Origin of the sequence: Bacillus sp. FSL K6-0073 (assembly GCF_038006085.1) — a bacterium.
Classification (GTDB): Bacteria; Bacillota; Bacilli; order Bacillales; family Bacillaceae_G; genus Bacillus_A; species Bacillus_A cereus.
Genome location: NZ_JBBOUN010000002.1, coordinates 125,276 through 148,524, shown reverse-complemented (window position 1 = coordinate 148,524; position 23,249 = coordinate 125,276). Strand labels below are relative to the sequence as shown.

The window sequence follows — 23,249 nt, the reverse complement described above, 5'->3', positions numbered from 1 at the left end:
GTAATGTAAAAATTGATTACAAGGAAAAATATATTTAGTAGTTTTATAATTCAGTAGTTTGTAGAAAGTGACCAACTTAATTATAAAAGGAGGTGAAAAAGATGGCGCCATGTCAATATCTTTTCGAGTTTTGTGCTGGTGATTGTGGTAACGGAAGACAGTTAAAGTGGAAAAAGTATGTGTGTGATGACGGAAATAAAGATGTTTATGTAGGATGTTGCTAATTGTTCACTTCCCTATCAATTTTTATTGATAGGGAAGTAGTTTTATATAAATAAAATTAACCATTATAAACCAAATAAATGATATAGCTAAAACATAAAGATTTGAAATACGGGGGAATTAAAATGTTTCTAAAAACCTACAAAAAATTTTCAAGAATAGTTTTCATTTGTAAAGAAATAGTGAAAATCATTTATAAAATTGCCCCTCTATATTTATTCATTATAGTATCTTTTACAATTTTCGCAGGTATTTCTCCAGTAATTTACATTTATATTTCGCAAAATTTAATCAACTCCGTAGTTAATAGTATTCAAGGTGAAAAATTTCCTATAGAACCATTTATATATTTAGGTATACAACTCATGTATTTTTTTCTTGAAAAAACGATTTTTCATTTTGAAAAAATATATAATTATCGCATGTTACAGCAAGTTGAATATTACTTTAATAATATCAATTTTGAAAAGATAATTAATCTATCCTTAATTTTCTTTGATGATTCTGAGAATTATAATACATTGATGAAATCCACTTTACATATGGGAAAACGGAGTTGTGAACTGATTAGAAATTTATTACAAGTTGTACAGTCTAGCGTAACAATTATAGGTTTTTTGATATCGCTACTTTATTTTCATTGGATTCTTGTTTTATGTATGTTAGGAATTATAATATTATTAATTGCAGTAAATACAAACGTAGCCAAAAAAGGTTATAACCAATTTCTTCAGCAAATCCAAAAAATACGTAAATTAGAGTACCTAGAACGATTATTTAAGACAAAAGAAGTGCAAAAAGAAATCAAAATTTTCAATCATGGTAGACATCTTATAAAAGAATGGAAAAAAATTTATTGGGAATGTGCAAACGAGCAGTATAAACTTGAAAAAAAATCAAATTATAGGCTGTATGGATCGACAGTATTTCAACTCACTTGTAATACTTTATTTATTGGTATGCTTATTTTTTACGTTATATATAAAAAAATTAACATCGGGCAATTTGTTGCTTTAACACAAATGTTTAATACATCAGTAGGTGTTACAAATCAATTAGTAACAGGTGTTAGCGGTGTCTATAGTGAGTCCCTTTTTATATCAGAGTATTTTAAGTTCAAAGAAAAGAATTTTGAAATGCAAAGTAAAAAATATAATATAGATCAAAATTCTAATGTATATAAAGATATTAAAATTAGTGTAAACAATATTTCTTTCAAGTATCCTCATCAAGATTATTATGTGATTAATGATATTTCTTTTGAAATTAAACCAGGGAGTAAAGTGGCTATAGTTGGAAGAAATGGTGCTGGAAAAAGTACATTAATTAAATGTTTAACAGGACTATACGATGTTTCAGAGGGGGAAGTTTTATATAATGATATGCCAGTCACCAATGAAGCAAGATTAAAAACGGTTAGTGCAATATTTCAAGATTTCCATAAATATGAAATGTCTTTCTTAGAAAACATTTGTTTTACGAATATACAAAATACAGAACTAAATAAATTACAAGAAGTTATTCATTTATCAAATGCTAACTCTATATTACAAAAACATAAAATAGAATACGATTCTTTAATTGGATCAACTTTATATGGAAAAGAACTTTCGGGAGGAGAGTGGCAAAAAATAGCATTAAGTAGGGCTATGTATAAAAAAAGCGAGATTATCATTATGGATGAACCTACTGCAGCTTTAGATCCTCTTAGTGAAGCAAAAGTTATTGATAAATTTTATGAAATATCTGAAGGGAAAACTGCAATTTTTGTCACGCATCGCTTAGGAAGTTGTGTAAATGCTGATTTAGTCTTAGTACTAAAAGATGGAAAACTTATTGAAAAAGGAACACATAATGAATTATTAAATTTAAAAGGTGAATATGCAGAATTATTTAATACTCAAGCTAAGTGGTATAAGGATGAACTCGTACTTCAAGAAAATTAGCTAAGAGTTATTAAATAAAAATAATGCATCCCTAATTATTTAAATGAGTGATTTTTGACAAAAGGAATAGACAATGTAGGTTCTCTTTTAGGCTTTTTATGCCCATCCGCTGAGGGTTTCACTCGGCATTTGATCAACCCCTTATCCCCCTTTTCAAAGGAATAGACAAAAACCAGATAATATAAACCAATTGATAAGAAAAATTAAACTAAAAAACCAGTTCCTTAACGTATAGGGAACTGGTTAATTTATGTCCAAATTCAGCTTTAATGTATAATTTCTTTTTTGATATGATGACACCCCAAGAAGCTTGTTAGAAAACTAAACAAAATAGTTATCTCGTTAAAGAAAAAATAATTTCTTTATATGACACAATTTGTGGGTACAATTGCTAGAACAGACAGGTTGGTATGATATTCAGGGAAACCAACAGCAAGCAATTCAAAAACTTCTTGTTCATTGGGAACTAATTGGGTTTTCACTTATGCTGATAATCATTTTTCTTATATATAGTAAAGAGTTAATAAATGATCCAAAGTTATCGATTAAATTATCAAGAAATTCATTCATATGGATTTTAGTTGGGATCATATTTGTATTTCTTGCGCAGATGGTTGGTAGTGTGTTAGATAAGAGTGTATTTCAGCTAACTACGCAATCAGCAAATACGTCTAGTACAGTCGCTGCTGTAGCAATATCTCCTGTGGCACTTATTTCAATTGTTCTTCTTGCACCGTTAGTAGAAGAGTTTGTTTTTCGTTATGCGGCCATAAACATTTTAAGTTCTAAGTTTAAGCAAACTTGGATCATACTAATAAGCGCATTGTTCTTTTCTATCATGCATTTTGATTTTCCATTTATATTTGGATATTTTTTAATTGGAGTTATACTGGCTTTAGTATATGTGCGTACTAATAGGTTACTAGTATCAGTTGTTGTTTATGCTAGTATGAACTTAATTGTTGTTATACTCCAGATTTCTTGATGAAAAGCAGCGGATTCGCGCATCTTACTAGTGATTTATTTTTTTGATTTTTATGAATTCTAAAATTATGGTAAGATTAATAAGACTACATTTGAAAATGTGGGTTCAAGTTGCTGTATTGACTGAATTGGTTTTTTGGTGTGTGTTGTTAGCATAATTATTGACGGCCTAAAGGGGATTTGTTTCTTTGTAGTTTAGTATAACTTAAATAAAAACAAAATGATGAATCTTTACATATTTTTAAATTACAACACAAAAATGTAAATATATGGTTTATGATAGGTGGTGAAACACTCTCCTATGTTTCTAGTGACTTTATCTTTTATCTGTTTTTGGGGTAGCACGCCATACCCATCAATTTAAGAATTCAGAACTACCCCAAAACGAAAAAAAGCGTTTTTTGTTTCAAGTTAACAAAAAATTTCGTCCTGGGGTACTATAAAACTTTAGGTAGATAGCGATAGGGTACCGCCACATCCTTATGTGTCCATCAAGCTAGTATTTTGAAGTATCTCCAAAACGAAATTTTTATTAATCACTTTATTCCACCTGCTAAACCTGAACCAACATTTAATTTCTAGAAAGAATGCACGGTTTGATTAATTTGTATTACGTACAATTTTATCTTTTGTTATAAAAAGAATGGATAAGATAGATATGAGTAAGCCACAACATAGTAGAATGTTAGATATAGAGGTGCCAAATGTTAAGCATATAGATACAAAAGCATAAGATAGGGGAACTAAACCGTTCGAAGAGGCATTTACGAAACTCATAACTCTCCCTAGTTTATCGCTTTCACAGTTTTCTTGAATAATAGACACCAGTGGTACATTAATCATAGAAGACATGAAACCCATCATCACAAGTAAAAGGATTCCTTGCCATAAAACATACATTTGACCCAGGAGAGAAAGAAAAATACCAAGAAAAGAAATAAGTATTAGAATAGAAAGACCTCTATTTTTTCTAATATTTAAAAGCCCAATCAATAAAGCGCCTCCTAGCATTCCTCCCTGATAGGAACTTTGTAAAAAACTTACCTCAACTGCCTTTCCATGTAGTACTTCGCTTGCCAATAATGGAATTCCCATAAGTAGAGGGCCAAAGAAGAGGACGTTTATTGTCATTAAAATAAAAAGTATAGATTTTAAAAAAGGCATATTCCATACATATTGAAAACCTTCTAATAGCTCTTGTTTGGTAGATACTTGCTTAGAAGGCGGTGAAGAATTTTTTTCTTTAATACATAACGTAAAAGCGGATGTAATTAATAAAAAGCAAGCAACGAAGAGAAATAAAACCGAGAAAGAACTGACTGTGATAATCCAACCACCTATCATTGGACCGGCAAACATTGCAACCTGAAGTTTGAATAAAGGAATTAGATCGAGTTAGCATCTCTTTTGGGAATAAAAGGGGAAGAAGAGACTGATTCGCTGGTGAAAAGAAAGCGTCTAGAATTCCAAATAATAGTGCGAAAAACAGTAACGACCATAAATTTAATAGATGTAAATGTAATAAAGTAATCATTAGAAAAACCAGTAAAAAACGTGTGAAGCTAGAGAACAACATAATTTTTGAACGTTTAAAGCGATCTGCCCATACACCTCCAACAGTCATAAGGAGCACTCGCGGGATTAGAGTTACCATCATGACAATCCCAAGTGCTGATTCCTGACCTAGAGATCGAATAACATACCATTGCTCTGCAAATAGATAGGTTGAAAGAGCAAGAAAAGAAGAGGTACTAGATAACCAAAGAAATAGGAATGCTCGATTTTTAAATAATGATATACTTGTATATTTAGGTTGAACTTGTTGTGATATAAAAGGCTCACTCAAAGAAAATTCCTCCCCACCAATAATGAATTATAAGTCTTCGTTAAAGAGTAGTTGATCAATTTCAAAACCTGTGAGTGCAACATAAAAGTTTTTATTAGTATCAGTTAATGTGGAAGCTTCTAAAGTTTCTTTAACAAGGTTTCTGTACTGATTTAAAAACTTCATAAATTGTTCTTCAGTTAATGAGAATTCTGTTTGCATTGAGATACATGGCCAATCTTCAATATGTGAAGATGTTAAATCGAATGAGGTATCTGGAGCAGTTAATATTCTTGTTTGCGCACGATGTAATACTTCTAAAAAGGATTGTCTTGTTGCCTGTTGCGATTCAATGTAGGAAGTAAGTGATTTGCAGGGATAAAGCCACGCGAAACAGCCTGATAGTACTTTAAAATATTCCCTCCCTGTTCTTCTTTTTTTACTAATTGAATAATGTTGTGTTTTTCTAGTTCGCGGAGGTGATAGAGTATTTTTGCACGAGAAAGATTTAAAAGCTGGGCGAGTTGATGACCTGTATAGGGCTTTTCGACTAAGTATATAAGCATTTTTGTACGCAATGGATCACTTATTACTTTTAATTGTTCGTATGTTTCAATAATGGAAATCGCTTTTTGTTTCATTTTGCACCATCCTTTTTCTAACCAGTTAAATTTATTTAACTCGATTGTATTACAATTTCGGATGAAAAAAAGTCAATTCTAAAATTTCTGATTTAAAAAATAATGACGTTAAAAATCTAAAACTGCGTACATGGGACTGCCCTTCTTGTAGGGGGAGCACCACATATCCATCAACTTAAGAATTTTATAACACCCAAAGCAAAAAAATGTACAATTTCACATGGAGTTGTACATTTTTTTGTTTTGGGGGCACTTCAAAATGTTAGCTTGATGGGCATGGGGGGCCGCCCATCAAGCTAAGCAAATTTTGACACAAAAAAGCCGATTTTTACTCAGTTAAGAGTACATCGGCTCGTAAATATTAAGCAGTAATTTCTTATCCATTTATGCATAAAGATCTTACCGTTATCGCTGCCTTTGTTAGAATCCAGTTTTACATAGGTTGATACCAAAAATTTGAAAAAACAAATTTAATTGCTTGAAAATTCATTTTTAATGATTTATATTTGTATTAAATGATAGATTTATCTATCAAAAATGAGTTTATACAAAGAAAGGTGTGATTGAGATTGTTAAACGCCCCATTGATGGGAAGCATTTAGGTGCAGCAGCATTGAAATGATTGGGAAGAAATGAGTGAGCCTTCACAATAAAGAATGCTATAACTTTATGTAGTGCTTGATACCCTTGTATTAGATTATTTGGTAAAAACATCGAAACTCATTGAAATATATTTCTGTCTAAGTTGTTATCATGTCTTGATAAAAAAGGTAAAAAATAGACAAGAGAAAATCCTGAAAAACCTGTTCAGAAAGTATGGTATGAAGGCAAGCTAGTGAAGGGAATTCAAAAATTATTGGATAAAAGCGAGGTAAATAATATGACTTTTGAAGAAAAATTACAAGCATATGCAGAACTTACGGTGAAAATTGGTGTCAATATTCAACCAGGGCAATACTTATTAGTCAATACATCAGTGGATGCATTGGATTTCGTCCGTTTAGTTGTGAAAGAGGCCTATAAGGCTGGGGCTGGGCGTGTTCATGTTAATTTTTCTGATGAGGAAATGGATCGTGCTTACTTTGATCTTGCCTCAGATGAAGAATTTAATCATTTCCCAGAATGGATAGTCAAAATGAATGATGAGCTGATTGAACGTAATGGCGCACTATTAATAATAGATGCTACAGACCCCGATAGATTTGCAGGTATTTCAGCTGATCGTCTAGCTACCTATCAAAAGGTATCAGGAGCTGCTCTAGGAAACAATCGCAACGCCGTAATGAAGGATTTAATAGCTTGGTCGATGGTAGCAGTTCCTTCATCAAAGTGGGCATCGAAGGTGTTCCCGAATTTAGCAGATGAGGATCAAGTACCAGCATTATGGGAGGCTATTTTTAAAGCTGTTCGTATCGGTGAAGGAAATGCGGTTGAAAAATGGCGTGAACATGTAACAAATTTAGAATCTCGTGCAGTCCTATTAAACAATAAAAAATATGCGATGCTTCACTATACAGCACCAGGTACTGATTTAACAATTGCATTAGCACCACAGCATAAATGGATTACTGGAGGTGGTAAAACGCCAGATGATACTATCTTTATGGCTAATATGCCGACAGAAGAGGTTTATACGTTACCGATGAAACAAGGTGTAAATGGCTATGTAAGCAATACAAAACCATTAGTCTATCAAGGGAATATTATCGACGGTTTTAAACTGACATTTGATGAAGGAAAAATTATTAAAGCTGAAGCACAGATAGGACATGATTTATTACAGGAGCTTATTAATGTGGATGAAGGCGCCTGCTATTTAGGTGAGGTAGCACTTGTACCACATCTATCGCCAATTTCAGCATCGGGGATTTTATATTTTAATACATTATTTGATGAAAATGCCTCGAACCATTTAGCGATTGGTAAAGCTTATCCAACTTGCTTAGAGGGTGGAAGGTATTTAGATAACGATCAGCTTGAAATGTTAGGTGCAAATAGTTCAGTAACACATGAGGACTTTATGATAGGGAGTAGTGAGATGGACATCGACGGTATTTTACCAGATGGAACTGTAGAGCCAATTTTCCGTAAAGGTAGCTGGGCATTTTAAGTTTTTAATTTGAAGAAAGGAGTATAGTGGATGAAACGATTATTAAGCATAATTGGTGCAACTATATAGGTGTTTCATCTGTTTTTGCTCAAACTGAAAACTACTTCTTTAATTAGAAGTAAAATGCATTCAAAGGAGATATGCCAATGAATTTCTGGGAAGTCGTTTTGATAGTTGTGAATTTTAGTCTATTGAGTTGGATACTGTTTGTAGCCGGGGAAACGAAAAAATGGTCTAAATTAGCTACTTTGGTTGCTGTTGTAATGATTACAGTGCAGCTATTGACAGAAGGTTTTAGATGGCAGATGATTCCAGCATATGTATCCCCAGTTATCTTGATTTTATGCTATTTATTAGCTAGACGGAAAAAGGGCTTTAGAAGCCGGGGTATATTCATAGTTAAGACTTTGTTGTTGTGCATCTATTTGTCTGTAGCAGTTGCGCTACCTTTACTTATGCCAGTATTTTCATTTGAAGAACCAACTGGTCCACATAGGGTCGGTACAAAGCTTTATCATTGGGTTGATCATCAAAGAAATGAACCATATTCGAAAAATCCAACTGATCGACGCGAACTGATGGTGCAAATTTGGTATCCTGCGGCTGAAAAAAGCAAGGGGGATCAAGAACCTTATATTCGTAACATAAATGAGCTCTCCAAGGGATTGGAAAAAACGTTGTCTATTCCTGCATTTGCATTCAGCCACTTGGAATTGGTAAAATCTCATTCGTTTATGGATTTACAACTCTCAGACTCAGAGAATCAATATCCCATATTACTTTTCTCTCATGGTTTTAATGGTTTTCGTAATCAAAACACGTTTGAAGTTGAGGAGTTGGCTAGTCAAGGATATATTGTTCTAAGTATCGATCATACTTTTGATACTGCAGCTACCGTCTTTCCAGATGGTCGAACTGCTTACGTACAGCCCTTCAATTTAACTGATGACGGAGGGGATAGCCACATAAAATTATGGGAGGAAGATGTCACCTTTGTGCTTAATCAGATAGAAAAACTTAACCAAAACGATGAGACCGGCTTCTTTACAGGAAGGCTTGATACCTCAAGAATTGGAATGTTTGGGCACTCTTATGGTGGAGCTACCGCAGCACAAATACTTGCAAAAGATTCCCGTGTTAAAGCAGCTATCAATATGGATGGCGCTTTGTATGGGGAAATTTTACCTGAAAGTGGGATTGGAAAACCATTTCTGCTCATGAGTGCAGTAGAGTCTGATGAAGCAGATCCCGATAAAGTGAGGGAGCGATATGGACGTGGGTTAGCTGGCGGTGGTATGTCAATGGTCATTCCTCATACGGATCATACAAGCTTCACTGATTTACATTTGTTCTCCCCTCTGTTGCAGAGCCCAGGTGAAAATCCAAAGGAAGTTCATCGCGTTATCAACGAATTCAGCCTGGCATTTTTTGACCAGTATGTAAAACAGAAGGATGACGGCTCAACCCTTAAAAGGCTGATGACCAAATACCCGGAAGTGAATTTTAAAGTAAACCGATAACATTATGCAGTAAGTACCTTCATTATAAAATGTTCAGTAATTAAATAAAGTACAAATGGATTCAATGAAAAAATGCTGGAAAAATTAACAAGAAGGATAACCATATTAGTGAAAAAAATATAAATATTACAAGGGAACATCGTGAAAAATAGCTTAAAAAACCCAGCTAATGTGATTATTTTCTCTACTAAAAAAGCGACTCGTACCATTTCCTTTGGCTTTTGTACGTATTACATCAAAAAATTAATCTCTTCATCGTCATATACATAATGAAATGCTAAAAATGAAACATTCAAAGTACTATCAGTTTCAGTAATATAATTCTTTTGGAAAAGCTAAATTCAGCAGCTGGACACTTTGTTTGAGATTGTTTATCATAATATCAAATGATATATTTATCTATCAAAAAATGGCGAATTTATATAATAAGGGAGAGATTGACGATGAAGAAAGACTTATCAACGTTAAAGGAAGCGAGATTTAACGCAATTCTTGATTCAGCTACTATATTGCTTGTTGAAAATCCTACTGCTTCGATGAATGAAATTGCGGAATATGCGGGAATTGGCATTGCTACACTCCATCGCTACGTGGAAAGCAGAGAGAAATTGATGCTGTTCTTGGGCCATCGGGCTATACAACTGGTAAGTGATACCGTAAACCAGATCCCACTGGATGAGGAAAGAAGTGAAAACTATATTCCAGAACTCATTGAAGCGTTAATCCCTTTAGGTGACAAAATCTATTTTCTAGGTCATGATGCATCTGTATTTAACAACAAAGAATTAGGTGAAGCCGAAGAGAAGCTGAGGGAACCTATACGACGTGTTATTGAGCTGTTACAACAACGTGGTTACTTTCAGCAAACGGTTAGCAGCGAATGGATTTTGAATACGCTTTATGCTCTGATTTTCCATACTTGGGAACAAGTACATGAAGGAAATGTGGCTAAAAAATCTGCTGCAGAGCTTGTTTTAAATACATTTTATTATGGTTTCAAAGCTAAGGATGAGTTGAGAAGGGAGTGAATTAATACAAATCCATGATAATTAACATCAATAATATATAAAGCGGAAAGGAGTACTGGGAAATGAATCAAATCTCTATAGTAAAGGCTGTTCAACAATCCATGGTCGGCGCCCAGCTAAATGTAATGGCATTGGAATATATGACGTTTCCACTTGCAGGATCTGAGGAGAAGAGCACAGTCGAAGAGACTTTTTGTAAGCTATGGCGGCAGGGGAACAACCGTTTTAGTCATCAATACGCTTATGAAGCTCAAATGGACGGGAAAACTTTAGGGATGATTACTTGCTATCCCATCCCTGTTTTAAATCGTCTTGCTTGGCCCACTTTTAAACAGCTGCTTTTATTCCGAAAGTTGGGTTTTGTTTTTTATAACATTCTGAATATCAAAATGCTTTATTCGATGATTACCTTGAAGGAGGGACAAGATGACGAGTTTCACATCGGAACAATCGCCTTATTGCCCAAAAGTCGAGGACTGGGGATAGGTACCAGACTACTTGAGTTTGCTGAGGAACAGGCTTCCCTGCAAGGATTTGCCAAATGCTCTCTAACAGTAAAGAAAGAGAACCAACTTGCCATTAAATTGTATCAGAGATTAGGCTACCAGATTACAAGTGAAATCAATAAACTAAAGTTATCGTTGTACAGAATGGTCAAAAACGTAGGACGTTAAAATCTTTTATAAAAAGTTTGTAACGTATTAGGGCTGTACTAATGGTACCGCCCCATCGCTATCAAGCCAAGATTAAATAAAAATCAACTAAATTAGATTTTTGAAAAAGAAAAAAATCTCACCTGAAATTAAACGTATATTACCTTAGCTTGATGGGCATGTGGCGGTATCCCTTTTTGGTGCGAAATCTGTTGATAGATTTTGCACTTTTTTTTTAATGTTTAATAGGATCAGAATGATATAGTGCCCCTATTTCTTGTAAACTCCTTTTCTCCATACCCACTCAATAGGACCATAACGGAAATATTTACTCCAAATCTTGCTGAATATAATTTGTACAAAAATAATTAAAAGCCCGAAGATACATAGTTGCCAGTAATATACGTGTGAGACATCTTTCAAGTACAACGAAAGAATGACAAGAGTTAGTATACTTTGGTTAATGTAATTCGTTAAAGCATATTTACCTACGTTCATAAAGGGGTGCAGCCACTCTATATATTTTTTATTCTCACAAACTCTAAGTAGGGTACAAATATAGAATATAGCTAGCGTTTTCCCTCCAAATAGAATCCATAGTTGTATATCCTGAGAGTAATAGACATCTGTTTTTATAAAGTAGTAGATAATAGGACAAGAGAGAAGACATGAGATACATAACGAACTCCACTGTAAAAATCTAATTTTCTTTATTAATTCCGGTACCCTTTTAAAAATATTTTTCTTACTAGCCCATAACCCGATTAAAAATAAGCCTATATATCCCGGAATTCCTATTAGTAGTTGCTGGAATTCCTGGGTCATTAGAAAGAAAAGACGTGCTTTTACTTGATGAGAATAATGTATAAATAGATTTACAGTGTGATTGGTAGTGTTGCCTGTAAACATATATTGATAGTAATTTAGTACTACAGGAATAGAAGAACTTGCTCGTAAAAATACAATAACATGTAATACATAACTAACCGTTAGGAAACTACAACCAGCTATAAAAATAAGCTTAGTAGATCGCTTATAAAAGAACAATAGAATAAATCCGGCTATAGCATATGCATGTAGAATATCTCCATACCATAGAAAGGTGAAGTGGAGTAAACCGAAGACTAGTAAGATACACAGTCTCCGTATAAATAACCTATACATGGGATATCCTTTTGCTTCTGTATTTTTCATAAAGATGTAAAATCCTACTCCAAATAAGAATGCGAAAATAGTATAGAACTTTGCTTGTATAAACAAATCTACTAAAAAACGAATCGCTTTATCCGTACCGGTGTAACCTGCCTGATTAAAGGGATCTAGTCCCGTCATAGTGGGTAGATTCGCAAATAGGATACATAGTATGGCGATACCTCTTATTATGTCTAAAGAATGAATACGGGCGTTTTGTTGCATGTTAATTCTCCTTTCTTACAAAGAAAAACGAGCACTATACTAGCTAGCGCTCGAATTACGTCTTGCAAAGAATCCATCATATGTAGCAGCTGAAACGGCTCCTTCTAGACGTTCAACTTCTTCACCTCTGTTATAAGCTACAACAACTGGAGTACCTGGAATGTCGAACTCTTGAAAGGCGCTTTGATTTTCTGGTGTAGAAATATCAATACGATAGATGGTTCTATCGTGCTTTTTTGACATACTATTAATATCTGGTGCAGCCTTTTTACAATAATGACAGGTAGGTTGATAGTAATACGCAATGAACTCTTCATGTGATTGTATTTTTTGTTTTAATTCTTCTTTTGAAATATCTTTTATATTTTCAGGTGCTTCTTTTACATTTGCAGCAGATACAATTGTTTTTTCAGGTGCTATAGTTTCTGTTTTGACTGATTCATTCTTAGTTAAAGTAAAGATCGCGATACAAGCAACGCATAAAGTTGTAATAACTGCTCCGATTTTATAGACTTTTTTCATAGCAAATTCCTCCTTTAATAAAAAAGGACAAACCTCGCCCGAGTTAACTGGGCGTAAGGTTTGTCCTTCACGCTACGTACAATAGAGTATAAACAATGGAAACAAATTTTCTATTTATATCTTAGCATATAATCTATATAAAATACTATACAAATTTCAGGAAATAAAATAAAAAAAATAACAAGATATATTTTAAATTTCACGTACCAAATATTAATTAAATAATAAGAAAGAAGTAGTAGGGGCTTCCTTTGTTGTTTAATCCAAATTATATTAATTAACCTCTAATATCAAAGTTAAAATCATTTTTATAACAAAATAGGAACCTATTATATTTCCTAATAGGTTCCTATTTTAAATACAAAAACTTCAAATGCATCGGATTATGCTTCGAAGCGTTTCCGCTTTTATAAAAATCTTATAAAATTGAATTTCTTGTTATATTTTGGCTTGATGCTGATGAGATACCATCATCCAATTTTTTTATGATTCAATTTAGGATGAATATCTACTTTCGTTTGATAGGCGGTGCATAATAGTTAAAAGCTAAATCCAGCAAAGCACTTGCTTCTTGACGCAGTAACAGGTCTTTTGGACGGAACAGAAAGGATCCGTCAGCATTAATGGAAGTATCAGGGTCTAGAATTCCCTGGGAGGCAAGTGCCTGAATCGATTGGACTGCCCAGTCATCTGCGGCATCCAGTAATTTAACTTTAATAGCTTTGTCAGGTTGAATCGTTTTCAAGTTTTGAACTTGTTTTACGTTTTGAATCATGGTTGCTGCGACCTGTCGGGTAATCGGAGTAGCACGGTTATACTCTGGAATTCCATTCATAATTTTTTCCCTTGCCTCTTTTGATTCGTCTGGGAAACCGTTCCATCCATGAGCAAGTAACAACGTATCCGCAAACTCTCCTTGTGTCATGGTTTTCATCGGATTGAATAGATTACCTGTTTCAGCACCCATAATATTTAGGGCATGAAGATTATCAATGTGACTTCTATAGTTACTCTTTTGTGGAATGTCATCAAAAGATGGTTTGTTGTTAATTCGCTGGGCATCGGCTACAAAATCAAGGCTTTTAGGAGAATCGTAGTGAAAATATGTGATTTCTCCAGCTGAATTCTTTTTGAAAGCAACTTTGTTGCCTTCTGAATCTTCAAATAACAACGGATGGATCATTTTGAGAACTTGTTTTCCAGTTATTCCACCCTCCATGACTAAATTCCCATTTTCATAAGTAAAATGAGTGCGAATCGCAGCGAAACGCGTATTTTGGAATAAGCCCAAGTATTTATGAGCTTCTTTTTCCTCTAATGGGAGATAACTTGTCTTTACTTCATTCTTCTTAGCGGGGAAATAGTGATCCATGAGAGCTTCATATACGTCTATACTCATCATTGAATCATTATTATAAGACATGAAAAATGCTGTTTTTTGTTCAGGCACTAAAATCATCAGTGATTGATGTCCAGGCATACTTCCCCCTTTCATTACAACGTGTTGACCATTAGCGAATTTATTAAAAGGCGTTTCAAATCCAATTGTTGCAACAGGGTTGGTCTTATCATCAAAGACTTGATAGGCATGCATCATATCTATGCTTTTTTTACTTACAATTTCTTTGTCTTTAAACTTTCCTTTCTGTAGTTGCATAATCATGTATTTTGACATGTCTTCTGCAGTAGATAAAATGCCTCCTTGTGGTGTATCCCTTAAACCGCTCCCGCTTGTTGGTATTGGTTCGCCAGTGGGACCATAATGCGTAGCCATTCTTTCTAGAAGTTCAGGCGTGAAGCTCATACTTGTAGATTTCATATCTAATGGTTTGAAAATATTATTTTCCATATATTTAGAAAAAGGGCTGTTAGTAACATTCTCTAATGCCAACCCTGCGAGCGCAAATGAGACGTTATCATACGTATAAACTTCACCTGGTGGCCGTACCACCGTTGGCATATGTTTAGAGAAAAATTCCTTCATTGGTATGCTTTTTTCATTATCGATATATTCAGGTCCGGTTATATTTGTAAGGTCGGGAAAATCAAATCCGCTGGTATAAGTGAGCATATCAAACAGTGTTAGAGGTTTTCCTGTTTGATTAGGTATTTGTAATCCACCAAGATATTTTTGTACGTCTTGATCTAGTTTAATATTTCCTTTATCGACTTGTTGCATCACAGCCAAGGCAGTAAAAGTTTTTGAGACTGAAGCAATTTGAAAGACCGTGTCCTTAGTAACGGGAATTTTCTTTTCTTTATCAGCATATCCATACCCTTTATTAACAACAACCTTCCCATCATGAACGACGACAAAACTAGAACCATTCACATTATACTTTTTCATTTTTTCCTCAAATAATGAATCAGCAAAAGATTCTATTTCTTTTTTATTATTGGGTCCTTTCATCATTTCAATATTAGTTGTGGATGCCGATGGTTTTGATGTTTCTCCTTCTAATGATTGTTGGGAACATGCAGAAATCATGGTTGAAGAAGAAAGAAGAATTGCCACGATCCCCAGTTTGTTAATTGCTTGTTTCATTTTTGAACGCTCCTTTATTTAGTTAGGATTTTTTATTAGCTCAACGAGTTAGTGACTCGCTAGCTTATGAATAGAGTGTAGCAGGCGGCGAGTCATAGTAGATAGTGAACTTCTGTCATATTTATAAAGAAAAAAAATTTGAGTGGATGGGGTTGTATTGATAGTTATGTCATAAAAGTTATGACATTTTGACACTAACGTATGTGACAGAAAAACTCTTAGAATCAAGGAGCAGTTTATTACCCACAAATAATAAATAAGGAGGCAAGGGCTTCATTGTGTATGTTAAAAATATAAAGAGGCATAAAAGAGGAAACAGGTATGACCTATTTATGAAAAATTAATTAGTAACAAGAGTGTTTCAAGACTAAAAGTAATTTCTAAGGTTAACGGTTAACATACATGTGGAAAAAGAGGGACTTACTTAGGGCAGAATGGAGTTTGTAAAAAAAGTATGAATATGATTACGAATTCAATTATGACTTTTTGTCATTGGTGGAGATAATAGCTGTGTGGTTAATGTAAAACAGCAAGCAACTAACTATACAATTTAAATAGAGGAGAGGGATGCTTTATGAAAACACGCAGTAAAATTACATGTGCAAGTCTATCACTTTTAATAGCTGGAATATACATAACACCAGCCTCAATTGTAGAAGCAGAACCCAAGCAAAATGTATCTAGTTCGTCACAAACAAGTACCCAAAGCGATCGTACTCCCGTTAAGAAAGCAATGCGGGATGCACTGCAACTTGGATATCCTGGAATACTCGCTCAAATTTCTAAGAGTGGTAAAACTTGGAGTTATGCGGCCGGGATAGCGGATCTGAGAACCAAGAAACCAATGAAAGCAGATTTTCGCTTTCGCATTGGTAGTGTGACGAAAACGTTCATTGCAACAGTTCTACTTCAATTAGCTGGAGAAAACCGCTTGAATTTAGACGAATCCATTGAAAAATGGTTGCCTGGTGTTATTCAAGGAAACGGATATGATAGTAACCAGATTACTATCCGGCAGATATTGAATCATACAAGTGGTATCACTGACTACACAAAGTCAAAAGACTTTGATATGAAAGATACAAAAAAAGCGTATACAGCTGAAGAATTCGTAAAGATGGGGATTTCTCTTCCCCCAGAATTTGCTCCAGGAAAGGGCTGGTCTTATTCAAATACGGGATACGTAGTACTGGGGATCCTTATTGAAAAAGTAACTGGAAACAGTTATGCGGAAGAAGTTGAAAATCGAATTATTGAACCACTTGAATTGTCGAATACATTTCTACCAGGTAATTCAACGGTTATTCCAGGCACCAAGCATGCCCGTGGATATGAAAGATATGACGGAGAAAGTGAGCTAAAAGACGTTACTTATTCTAACCCAGGTAGCTCGGATGGAGATATGATTTCTACTGCCGAAGATTTAAATAAATTTTTCTCTTACTTGCTTAGTTGCAAATTACTGAAGGAACAGCAACTAAAACAAATGCTTACTACAGTTCCTACAGGAATAGAAGGAATCGATGGATATGGTCTTGGAATCTATGAAACTAAACTTCAAAACGGTGTCTCGATATGGGGACACGCAGGCGGTGTTCCAGGATTTTCTACTTTTGCTGGAGGTACACTTGGAGGTAAGCATATATTAGCCATCAATTTGAATGGCCATAAAACTAGTTATAGTAATTCTGATCCTTTTAAAAATATTTTACTTGCTGAATTTAGCAAGTAGGGAAAACGGGAAAATGGATAAATCTTGTCATGGTTTTTATAGTTAGAAATATACCTTTCTGGTCCAAAAAAACAACTTACTATAAAAAAACTTGGGGGTAAAATAAGCTCTTAATTTGATGGACTTGTGGCGGTACCCCATCGCTATCAAGCTAAGCTTATACAAAGTCAATTTTAGGCGAGATTGTTCCTTTTTCTAAAGGGCAAGTGTAGGTGATTGAAAGATTTGCATACGAAATAAACCCTAACGGGTTTCACTTTTTTGAATTAAGCGGCTTGATTGTCCGACATAGTACAATTATAAACGACACCTAATATATCAAAAACTGTTTTCTTCTCATACCTATGGAATTTTCGCCCGTTTTGCTGTAGGAGATTGAACAGGCGAAGTAATACCTTTGATAGCTCTTGGGTGTTTTTTTGTATAGTTTGGAATAGAAGAAGGAAATAGTCTTTAATCATATATATGGCCTTATATTCACTCAGTTCTCGTTTCTTTTTCATAAGAAGTAATTGCCGCATTTGAAACATGGTAGAAGAACAAAGTAGAATGGCAATCAGTTGCCCATACAAATGGCATTCCAATCGTTCTCGTTTTATCTTTTTACAATGATGAATATGAAAGAATGATTTCCATGTTTTAAATAAAATCTCGATTTGCCAACGTAAAGAATACCAATCATGTACTTGTCCCATTGGGACAATATCTATAGGGGTATTTGTCATATATACATTGATACCGCTAAGTCGTTTACTACGAGCAGAATACTTCATTCCTTTCTTTTTTTCTCTTACCGTTTGATCGTGTAATCGTTTTTGTTGTTGTTCTTTTGTTAGTCGATGAACAATCACACGAGTTGGTACTTTATCAGTCATTCCTACATAAGCGTTGGATATTTCATATGTTTGTCCTGGCTGAAGAGAGTTCATTAAAACCTCCATATCTATTTGGATATACTCTGTACCCTTCTTAATTCTGCCATCTTGAAAATAATCAGGGTTTGGATTTTTTTGATAAATACGTGTATTCGATTTAATACGTGAGATATAATAGGCCTTTTTATCTTGTATATGTTGAAGATCTTTCAAATGAAAATAACCTAAATCTCGGATACATAAATCATTCGCTGTTACAGTTGGGGCACACAGGGAACCGTAGGTTCGATCATGTTGTTTACCTGGACCTGTATGAATATGAAGGAATTGTCCACTTAATAAATCATACTCAAGCTGTATCTTTACTCCCGCTGTATGGCTGCATCCTCCCGCACCAGGATAAACCGATGAAAATATATCCGGGAGTTGAAATGCAGTTGAATCTAAAATACGAATACGCTTGAAAACAGAAGTGTATGGAGAAGAAATCGGCATAGATGCGGCCAATTTTTTGCTTAGTAGTTCGGCTAGTAGGTGTTGTAAAAGTTGGACGGCCGCCTTATTAAACCGTTGATTCAGTCCCTCAGGACTGATGAGTACTTCTGTTGATGCTTCTAAACAGCTAGATAACTGAGTTAAAGAAGTCATAGCTACATTTTGGCTCACCCATACACATAAAGCTACTAAATCTTTTGCTTGGTACTTACTGGTTCGTTGTACAAAGCCAACATCTCTAGCAATATCTCGTAAGGCATTTGGAGATAGGGCACTTTGAATCTCTTGAGCAAATAGTTGTAATTCGTTAGACACAGAAACAGACATAAAAAACGCCATCCTTTCCTATGATTCTACAGAAAGAATAGCGTATTTTTTCATTTTAGGGGGCATTTCTTTTTATTAGCTTGATAGCGATGTGGCGGTACCCCTTTTCTCAAAATATAAACACTATGTCTAATGAAGAATGTAACAAAAAAGGAGAAAAAACATGAAAAAAAAGAAACAAAATTTAGCAGTTTTATTGTCAGTTGGTGTGATTGCTACATCAATTAGTTTACCGATATCTAGCTATGCAGATACATCAAATACTATACTGTTGTCTACAGAGAAAAATAATGAAACCATCCATTTTTCAGAGTTTATTTCTGGACAGCTGAATACTACATTTTCAACGAAAAATGAAAATGTAGTATTTCGATATGATGATGAAAATAAGGACACTTATAAACTAAGTACAAAAAATGTTCAAGAATCATCCAATATAAAGAAACAAGAAGTTAATCAAGCATTTTTATCCCCACAACTAGGTAACCATGATTATTTTATCGAACTAGGGAGGAGAACTCCTAGAGCATAATATTTTTACATGTAGTAACCGTTCTAAGAAATGTTACTGGAACAACAAGGGTAGGGAAAGGTTTATTTGGAAATACAAAAAAATTGAATCTCTTAAAATCTAATACTACGTATTATTTAGTAGATAAAATGAAGGGGTAAGGAATTTATAAGTACGATGCCCGAAATCAAGGAATTGATTATGATACTTTGTTTCTTTCAGGAATCCTTATTTTAAGGATTCCTTCTTTGTATCAAAAAATCTGCAAAGAAAAAGATAAGATCGGGAACACAATCTAATCTTTAACACAACGAGTTAGCGGTTTGTTAGCGTATAGACAGAGTGTAACAAAAGGCGAGTCATAGTCGATAGTGAACTTCTGTCATATTTATAAATAATAATAAAAATTGAGTGGATAAGGATGTATTGATAGTTATGTCATACAAACCATGACATTTTGACACTAACGCATGTGACAGAAAAATACTTAGAATTAAAAAGTGACTTTTAACGCATTAGCAATGTACGAGGAGGAAAGATTTTGATGACGAAAGCATCAGCTCAAAAAACTTTGCAAGATTTCTATTTCTTGTTATTTACCTTTGTATCCGGATTTTTTTACTTTTTTTTCTATCTGGTCAGTATTACATTTGCATTAGTAATGACAATTATCTTTTTGGGTATACCCTTGTTGGTTTGGGTGCTACAAACAACTCACACGTTTGTTCAGTATGAGCGTATTCAGACGAAGATTTATACAGATATATCGATAGAATTATTCGAAACAAGAAAAATAGAAGAGGGAGATAAATGGATTAAAGCGAGAGATACAATCCTTAATAATAGCAACTGGAGGGCTATTTTTTGGCTCATGCAGAAATTTTTTGTCGGAATAATGAGTCTTATGTGTGCTGTTTTACTGTATGTAATGCCACTAGTATGTATCGTTACCCCCTTACTTTTTCGATATTTTAATATATACTTATTGGGCATTGCTGTGAATTCATGGGAGACAGCAATTTTTGTCATGATTGCTGGTTTCATTCTCATCTGGATACATAACCTTATTGGAAACTGCTTAGTTCGAATGATTGGAATGTACACGCGTTCCATGTTTAAAGCTATAAAGGAGTGATAATTTGTTTAAGACTTTGAAACTATGGTTTTGGTATGATTGGGCCTTACTTTGTATACGTTTTATCGTTTGGCTATCATTGATATTTACGACTATCCAACAACAAGATCATTTGACAGTACCACTTTGGATCATAATTGTTTGGGAAGTCGTTTCATTTTCAGTACCTTGGATTTGTTTAATGTTTAGTTATCGCTATTATTTGTTTACTGAAATATTATTATTTGGCGGAGTGTGTTTCTATTTAACTTTATTATTTCCGTCAGCGTATCTTGCTTTTTTAATGCCAACTTTTATGATTGCGGTAAATAGCGCGCAAAAATCTTACCGCTGGTCAGGCCCTTTCACAATTATTTTGTTCCCGTCGCTTATAACGATATTTTCCGAAGTAACAGAGTTATGGGTAATCATCCTACAACTCAGCTTAGCATTTGCAATGGGTTCTTTCTTTCGTTTACTGGCTATTAATTACCGTCAAAGCGAAACCATTCGGAACCAAAAACGTGTATTAGAACAATACGTATCCCAAGTTGAGCGGATTACATTACTGGAGGAACGTGATAGGCTCTCAAAAGACTTACACGATACAATGGGACATTCCTATACTTCAATTATTATGGGTATGGAAACATTACGTACGGAATTAAAGACTAAAGAAGGAGAGCAACAGCTCGATTCATTATTACAATTGGCCCGTAACAGTATGGAAGAAGTAAGACTGTATTTGCATCAAATGGATTTATCAAAAGAGTCGCTTCCCTTACCTATCACATTACAACAATTGACAGAGGAATTTAAGAAACATGCAAAGGTCAATGTACGTACTCGAATAATAGGGGAAGAGTATATGGTCTCCAAACAATCAAAAATGACACTATATCGAAGCTTGCAGGAATCACTAACAAATGCCGTTCGCCATGGGCATTCCACAGAAATCACTGTGTCACTTCACTTTGAACCACAACAGATAAGATTGGATGTACAGGATAATGGATGTGGGGCGGAAGAGTGGAAGGATGGTTTTGGATTAACTGCAATGAAAGAGCGTGTGAGTCAGGTGCAAGGAAGAGTCATTGTTTATTCCAAAAAAGGGGAAGGGACGTTAATTTCATGTATATTACCGAAACAAGTACAACTGTCTAATGAACAAATCCGTTTGTGTATTGTCGATGATCATTCTTTTATTCGAGAAAGTCTGCATACAATTTTGGATGGACAGGAGGATTTACAAGTAGTGGGAATGGCCGAAGATGGAGATCGGGCTGTGGAATTGTGTGAAAAGTTGAAACCAGATGTAGTATTAATGGATTTAGAGATGCCCAATCTGAATGGAATTAATGCGACAAAAATGATTAAGGAAAAATGGCCGGACATTCGTGTACTCATTCTGTCAACGTTTCAGGATACAGAAAAGGTAAAAGAAATCATAAGAAATGGTGCGGATGGATATTTGTTGAAATCCATTGATTCGCGTGAACTAGCCGAATCAATTCGTCTGATCTATCGGGGAGGTACACTGATCAATCATGATTTGTTCCATAGAATGTGGGAAGAAAATAAAGAAACAGAACCTTTTGGATCGAAATCAATTGGAGAAGAGTATGGCTTAACGAAACGCGAACTAGAGATTTTGAAACTATTATCAAAAGGCAGCCGTTATAAAACAATAGCTTCGACACTTTACTTGTCAAACGGAACAGTAAGAAATTACGCTTCGAATCTTTATGAGAAGCTAGGAGTCAAAAATCGAGAAGAAGCCGTGCAAAAGGCAAAAGAAACAGGAATACTTATGTAAGAGGGAATGTAGTCAACTGCGAGGGTACAGCCGCATGTCCATCAACCTAACAGATCAGGGGTTGCCCCAAAACGATAAATGGGAGGTCTGCTGAATAAGCAGACCTTTTCAGTTGAATTCCGCAAAAAATTTCGTGTCTATAATTCCAAAAGCGACTTTACAGGGAAATGGGTTTTTACCTTCTGAAGCAGCATGCATACAAGAAATCACCCAATATTCCAATTCTAACGGTAAGCGGTATATTTGAAGACTACCATCATTGTTTTTTACTGTTACGATCGGTGAGTTTACTCTAGTTGTAGCAAAACCATCCGTAGTTATCATTGCTACTGCATCATTCGCTTGAAAACCAGCGCTTAACACCTCGTAAATCACTCCGTCTTTCTCATTAATAATCATAGGTATATTTAGAAAGGGATAGCTATTAATATCATTATGAATAACTACTCCTGCTGTATTCTTTCTTATCTGATTCCCTTGCATTTTATAACCCCCTTTATAAGAATCTAACATGTTCGCTTACATGCTTTCTATTTTACATCTATTATATTAGAAAATTGTAGTTTCATCTTGTTATCAAAAGCATCCGTACATATAACAGCGCTATTTGGTGGATCAATATCAACAACAGTCATATAGCTAGAGAGCACATAACCATCTTCATAATATGTAATTAGTATTTCTTCTTCAGATAATAAGGAACATAATAACATGTTCTCAATTAGTTCTTTTTCTTCATCTGTTAAGATCGGCCGAGTTACTTTGCTTTTCTCCTTGATGATTTCACGAATACCAACAAACTGCTCTGGCATACTGGCGAACGGTTAACTCTACTATAATAAAAAGCGAATAGTATGTTTAATATACGAGCCTATTATTCTTTTTTATCACATTATATAATGATTAACTATATGTTAGTAATTTAGTATGTTATGTTTAAAATGTAAGGTGGGTTTTGTAACCGGAG

At 34.5% G+C, this 23,249-nt stretch carries 17 protein-coding genes and 2 pseudogenes; 11 read left to right on the top strand and 8 right to left on the bottom strand.

The window, feature by feature from the left end:
• The first annotated feature begins 101 nt into the window (after positions 1–101).
• The 3 genes from MHB52_RS28770 to MHB52_RS28760 all read left to right on the top strand — a co-directional run bounded on the left by MHB52_RS28770 (position 102) and on the right by MHB52_RS28760 (position 3,153).
• A complete protein-coding gene (locus tag MHB52_RS28770) occupies positions 102–224 on the top strand; it encodes a hypothetical protein (protein WP_000035098.1) in 123 nt (40 codons plus the stop codon).
• 123 nt (positions 225–347) lie between these two features.
• Complete coding sequence (locus MHB52_RS28765) at positions 348–2,168, top strand: ABC transporter ATP-binding protein (protein ID WP_340768283.1); 1,821 nt, start codon at positions 348–350, stop codon at positions 2,166–2,168.
• A gap of 376 nt (positions 2,169–2,544) precedes the next feature.
• Positions 2,545–3,153, top strand: a complete 609-nt coding sequence (locus MHB52_RS28760) for a CPBP family intramembrane glutamic endopeptidase (protein ID WP_423752510.1) — start codon at positions 2,545–2,547, stop codon at positions 3,151–3,153.
• 599 nt (positions 3,154–3,752) lie between these two features.
• Here MHB52_RS28760 and MHB52_RS28755 read toward each other — a convergent pair.
• Positions 3,753–4,998: pseudogene (locus MHB52_RS28755) on the bottom strand (MFS transporter).
• 27 nt (positions 4,999–5,025) lie between these two features.
• Positions 5,026–5,618 (bottom strand): annotated as a pseudogene (locus tag MHB52_RS28750) (ArsR/SmtB family transcription factor).
• Positions 5,619–6,498: 880 nt separating this feature from the next.
• Between MHB52_RS28750 and MHB52_RS28745 the strand changes: the two are divergent.
• The 4 genes from MHB52_RS28745 to MHB52_RS28730 all read left to right on the top strand — a co-directional run bounded on the left by MHB52_RS28745 (position 6,499) and on the right by MHB52_RS28730 (position 10,950).
• Positions 6,499–7,728: an aminopeptidase gene (locus tag MHB52_RS28745; protein ID WP_061662901.1), complete on the top strand. Its 1,230-nt coding sequence runs from the start codon at positions 6,499–6,501 to the stop codon at positions 7,726–7,728.
• 146 nt (positions 7,729–7,874) lie between these two features.
• Positions 7,875–9,248 carry an alpha/beta hydrolase family protein gene (locus MHB52_RS28740; RefSeq protein WP_061662894.1) on the top strand — a complete coding sequence of 458 codons (1,374 nt, stop codon included), beginning with the start codon at positions 7,875–7,877 and terminating at the stop codon, positions 9,246–9,248.
• Between the two features lie 443 nt (positions 9,249–9,691).
• Entirely contained in the window at positions 9,692–10,276 is a 585-nt protein-coding gene (locus MHB52_RS28735) for a TetR/AcrR family transcriptional regulator (protein WP_061662895.1), read from the top strand.
• Between the two features lie 62 nt (positions 10,277–10,338).
• The gene (locus MHB52_RS28730; RefSeq protein ID WP_061662896.1) at positions 10,339–10,950 is read left to right on the top strand and encodes a GNAT family N-acetyltransferase; all 612 of its coding nucleotides are present in this window, start codon (positions 10,339–10,341) and stop codon (positions 10,948–10,950) included.
• Positions 10,951–11,199: 249 nt separating this feature from the next.
• Here the strand turns inward: MHB52_RS28730 and MHB52_RS28725 are convergent, their stop codons facing one another.
• The 3 genes from MHB52_RS28725 to MHB52_RS28715 all read right to left on the bottom strand — a co-directional run bounded on the left by MHB52_RS28725 (position 11,200) and on the right by MHB52_RS28715 (position 15,412).
• Positions 11,200–12,345, bottom strand: coding sequence for a DUF418 domain-containing protein (locus tag MHB52_RS28725; RefSeq protein ID WP_061662897.1), 1,146 nt, complete (start codon positions 12,343–12,345; stop codon positions 11,200–11,202).
• A 39-nt stretch (positions 12,346–12,384) separates the two neighbouring features.
• Positions 12,385–12,867 (bottom strand): thioredoxin family protein, encoded by a 483-nt coding sequence (locus MHB52_RS28720; protein WP_061662898.1) that lies wholly within the window; start codon positions 12,865–12,867, stop codon positions 12,385–12,387.
• Positions 12,868–13,375: 508 nt separating this feature from the next.
• Positions 13,376–15,412, bottom strand: coding sequence for a serine hydrolase (locus MHB52_RS28715; protein ID WP_061662899.1), 2,037 nt, complete (start codon positions 15,410–15,412; stop codon positions 13,376–13,378).
• Between the two features lie 574 nt (positions 15,413–15,986).
• Here MHB52_RS28715 and MHB52_RS28710 point away from each other — a divergent pair.
• The gene (locus MHB52_RS28710; protein ID WP_061662900.1) at positions 15,987–17,144 is read left to right on the top strand and encodes a serine hydrolase domain-containing protein; all 1,158 of its coding nucleotides are present in this window, start codon (positions 15,987–15,989) and stop codon (positions 17,142–17,144) included.
• 266 nt (positions 17,145–17,410) lie between these two features.
• Here the strand turns inward: MHB52_RS28710 and MHB52_RS28705 are convergent, their stop codons facing one another.
• On the bottom strand, positions 17,411–18,841 hold the full coding sequence (locus tag MHB52_RS28705) for an IS4 family transposase (RefSeq protein ID WP_061663672.1): 1,431 nt from the start codon (positions 18,839–18,841) through the stop codon (positions 17,411–17,413).
• Positions 18,842–19,004: 163 nt separating this feature from the next.
• Here MHB52_RS28705 and MHB52_RS28700 point away from each other — a divergent pair, with 163 nt between their 5' ends.
• The 3 genes from MHB52_RS28700 to MHB52_RS28690 all read left to right on the top strand — a co-directional run bounded on the left by MHB52_RS28700 (position 19,005) and on the right by MHB52_RS28690 (position 22,282).
• Positions 19,005–19,373 carry a hypothetical protein gene (locus tag MHB52_RS28700; RefSeq protein WP_061663443.1) on the top strand — a complete coding sequence of 123 codons (369 nt, stop codon included), beginning with the start codon at positions 19,005–19,007 and terminating at the stop codon, positions 19,371–19,373.
• A gap of 523 nt (positions 19,374–19,896) precedes the next feature.
• Positions 19,897–20,487 (top strand): sensor domain-containing protein, encoded by a 591-nt coding sequence (locus MHB52_RS28695; RefSeq protein WP_061663445.1) that lies wholly within the window; start codon positions 19,897–19,899, stop codon positions 20,485–20,487.
• Between the two features lie 4 nt (positions 20,488–20,491).
• Entirely contained in the window at positions 20,492–22,282 is a 1,791-nt protein-coding gene (locus MHB52_RS28690) for a helix-turn-helix transcriptional regulator (protein WP_061663447.1), read from the top strand.
• Between the two features lie 108 nt (positions 22,283–22,390).
• Here MHB52_RS28690 and MHB52_RS28685 read toward each other — a convergent pair whose 3' ends face one another.
• Together MHB52_RS28685 and MHB52_RS28680 are read right to left on the bottom strand one after the other, a co-directional pair.
• Positions 22,391–22,765: a hypothetical protein gene (locus tag MHB52_RS28685; RefSeq protein WP_061663450.1), complete on the bottom strand. Its 375-nt coding sequence runs from the start codon at positions 22,763–22,765 to the stop codon at positions 22,391–22,393.
• Between the two features lie 47 nt (positions 22,766–22,812).
• Complete coding sequence (locus MHB52_RS28680) at positions 22,813–23,094, bottom strand: YolD-like family protein (protein ID WP_340768271.1); 282 nt, start codon at positions 23,092–23,094, stop codon at positions 22,813–22,815.
• Between the last annotated feature and the right edge of the window lie 155 nt (positions 23,095–23,249).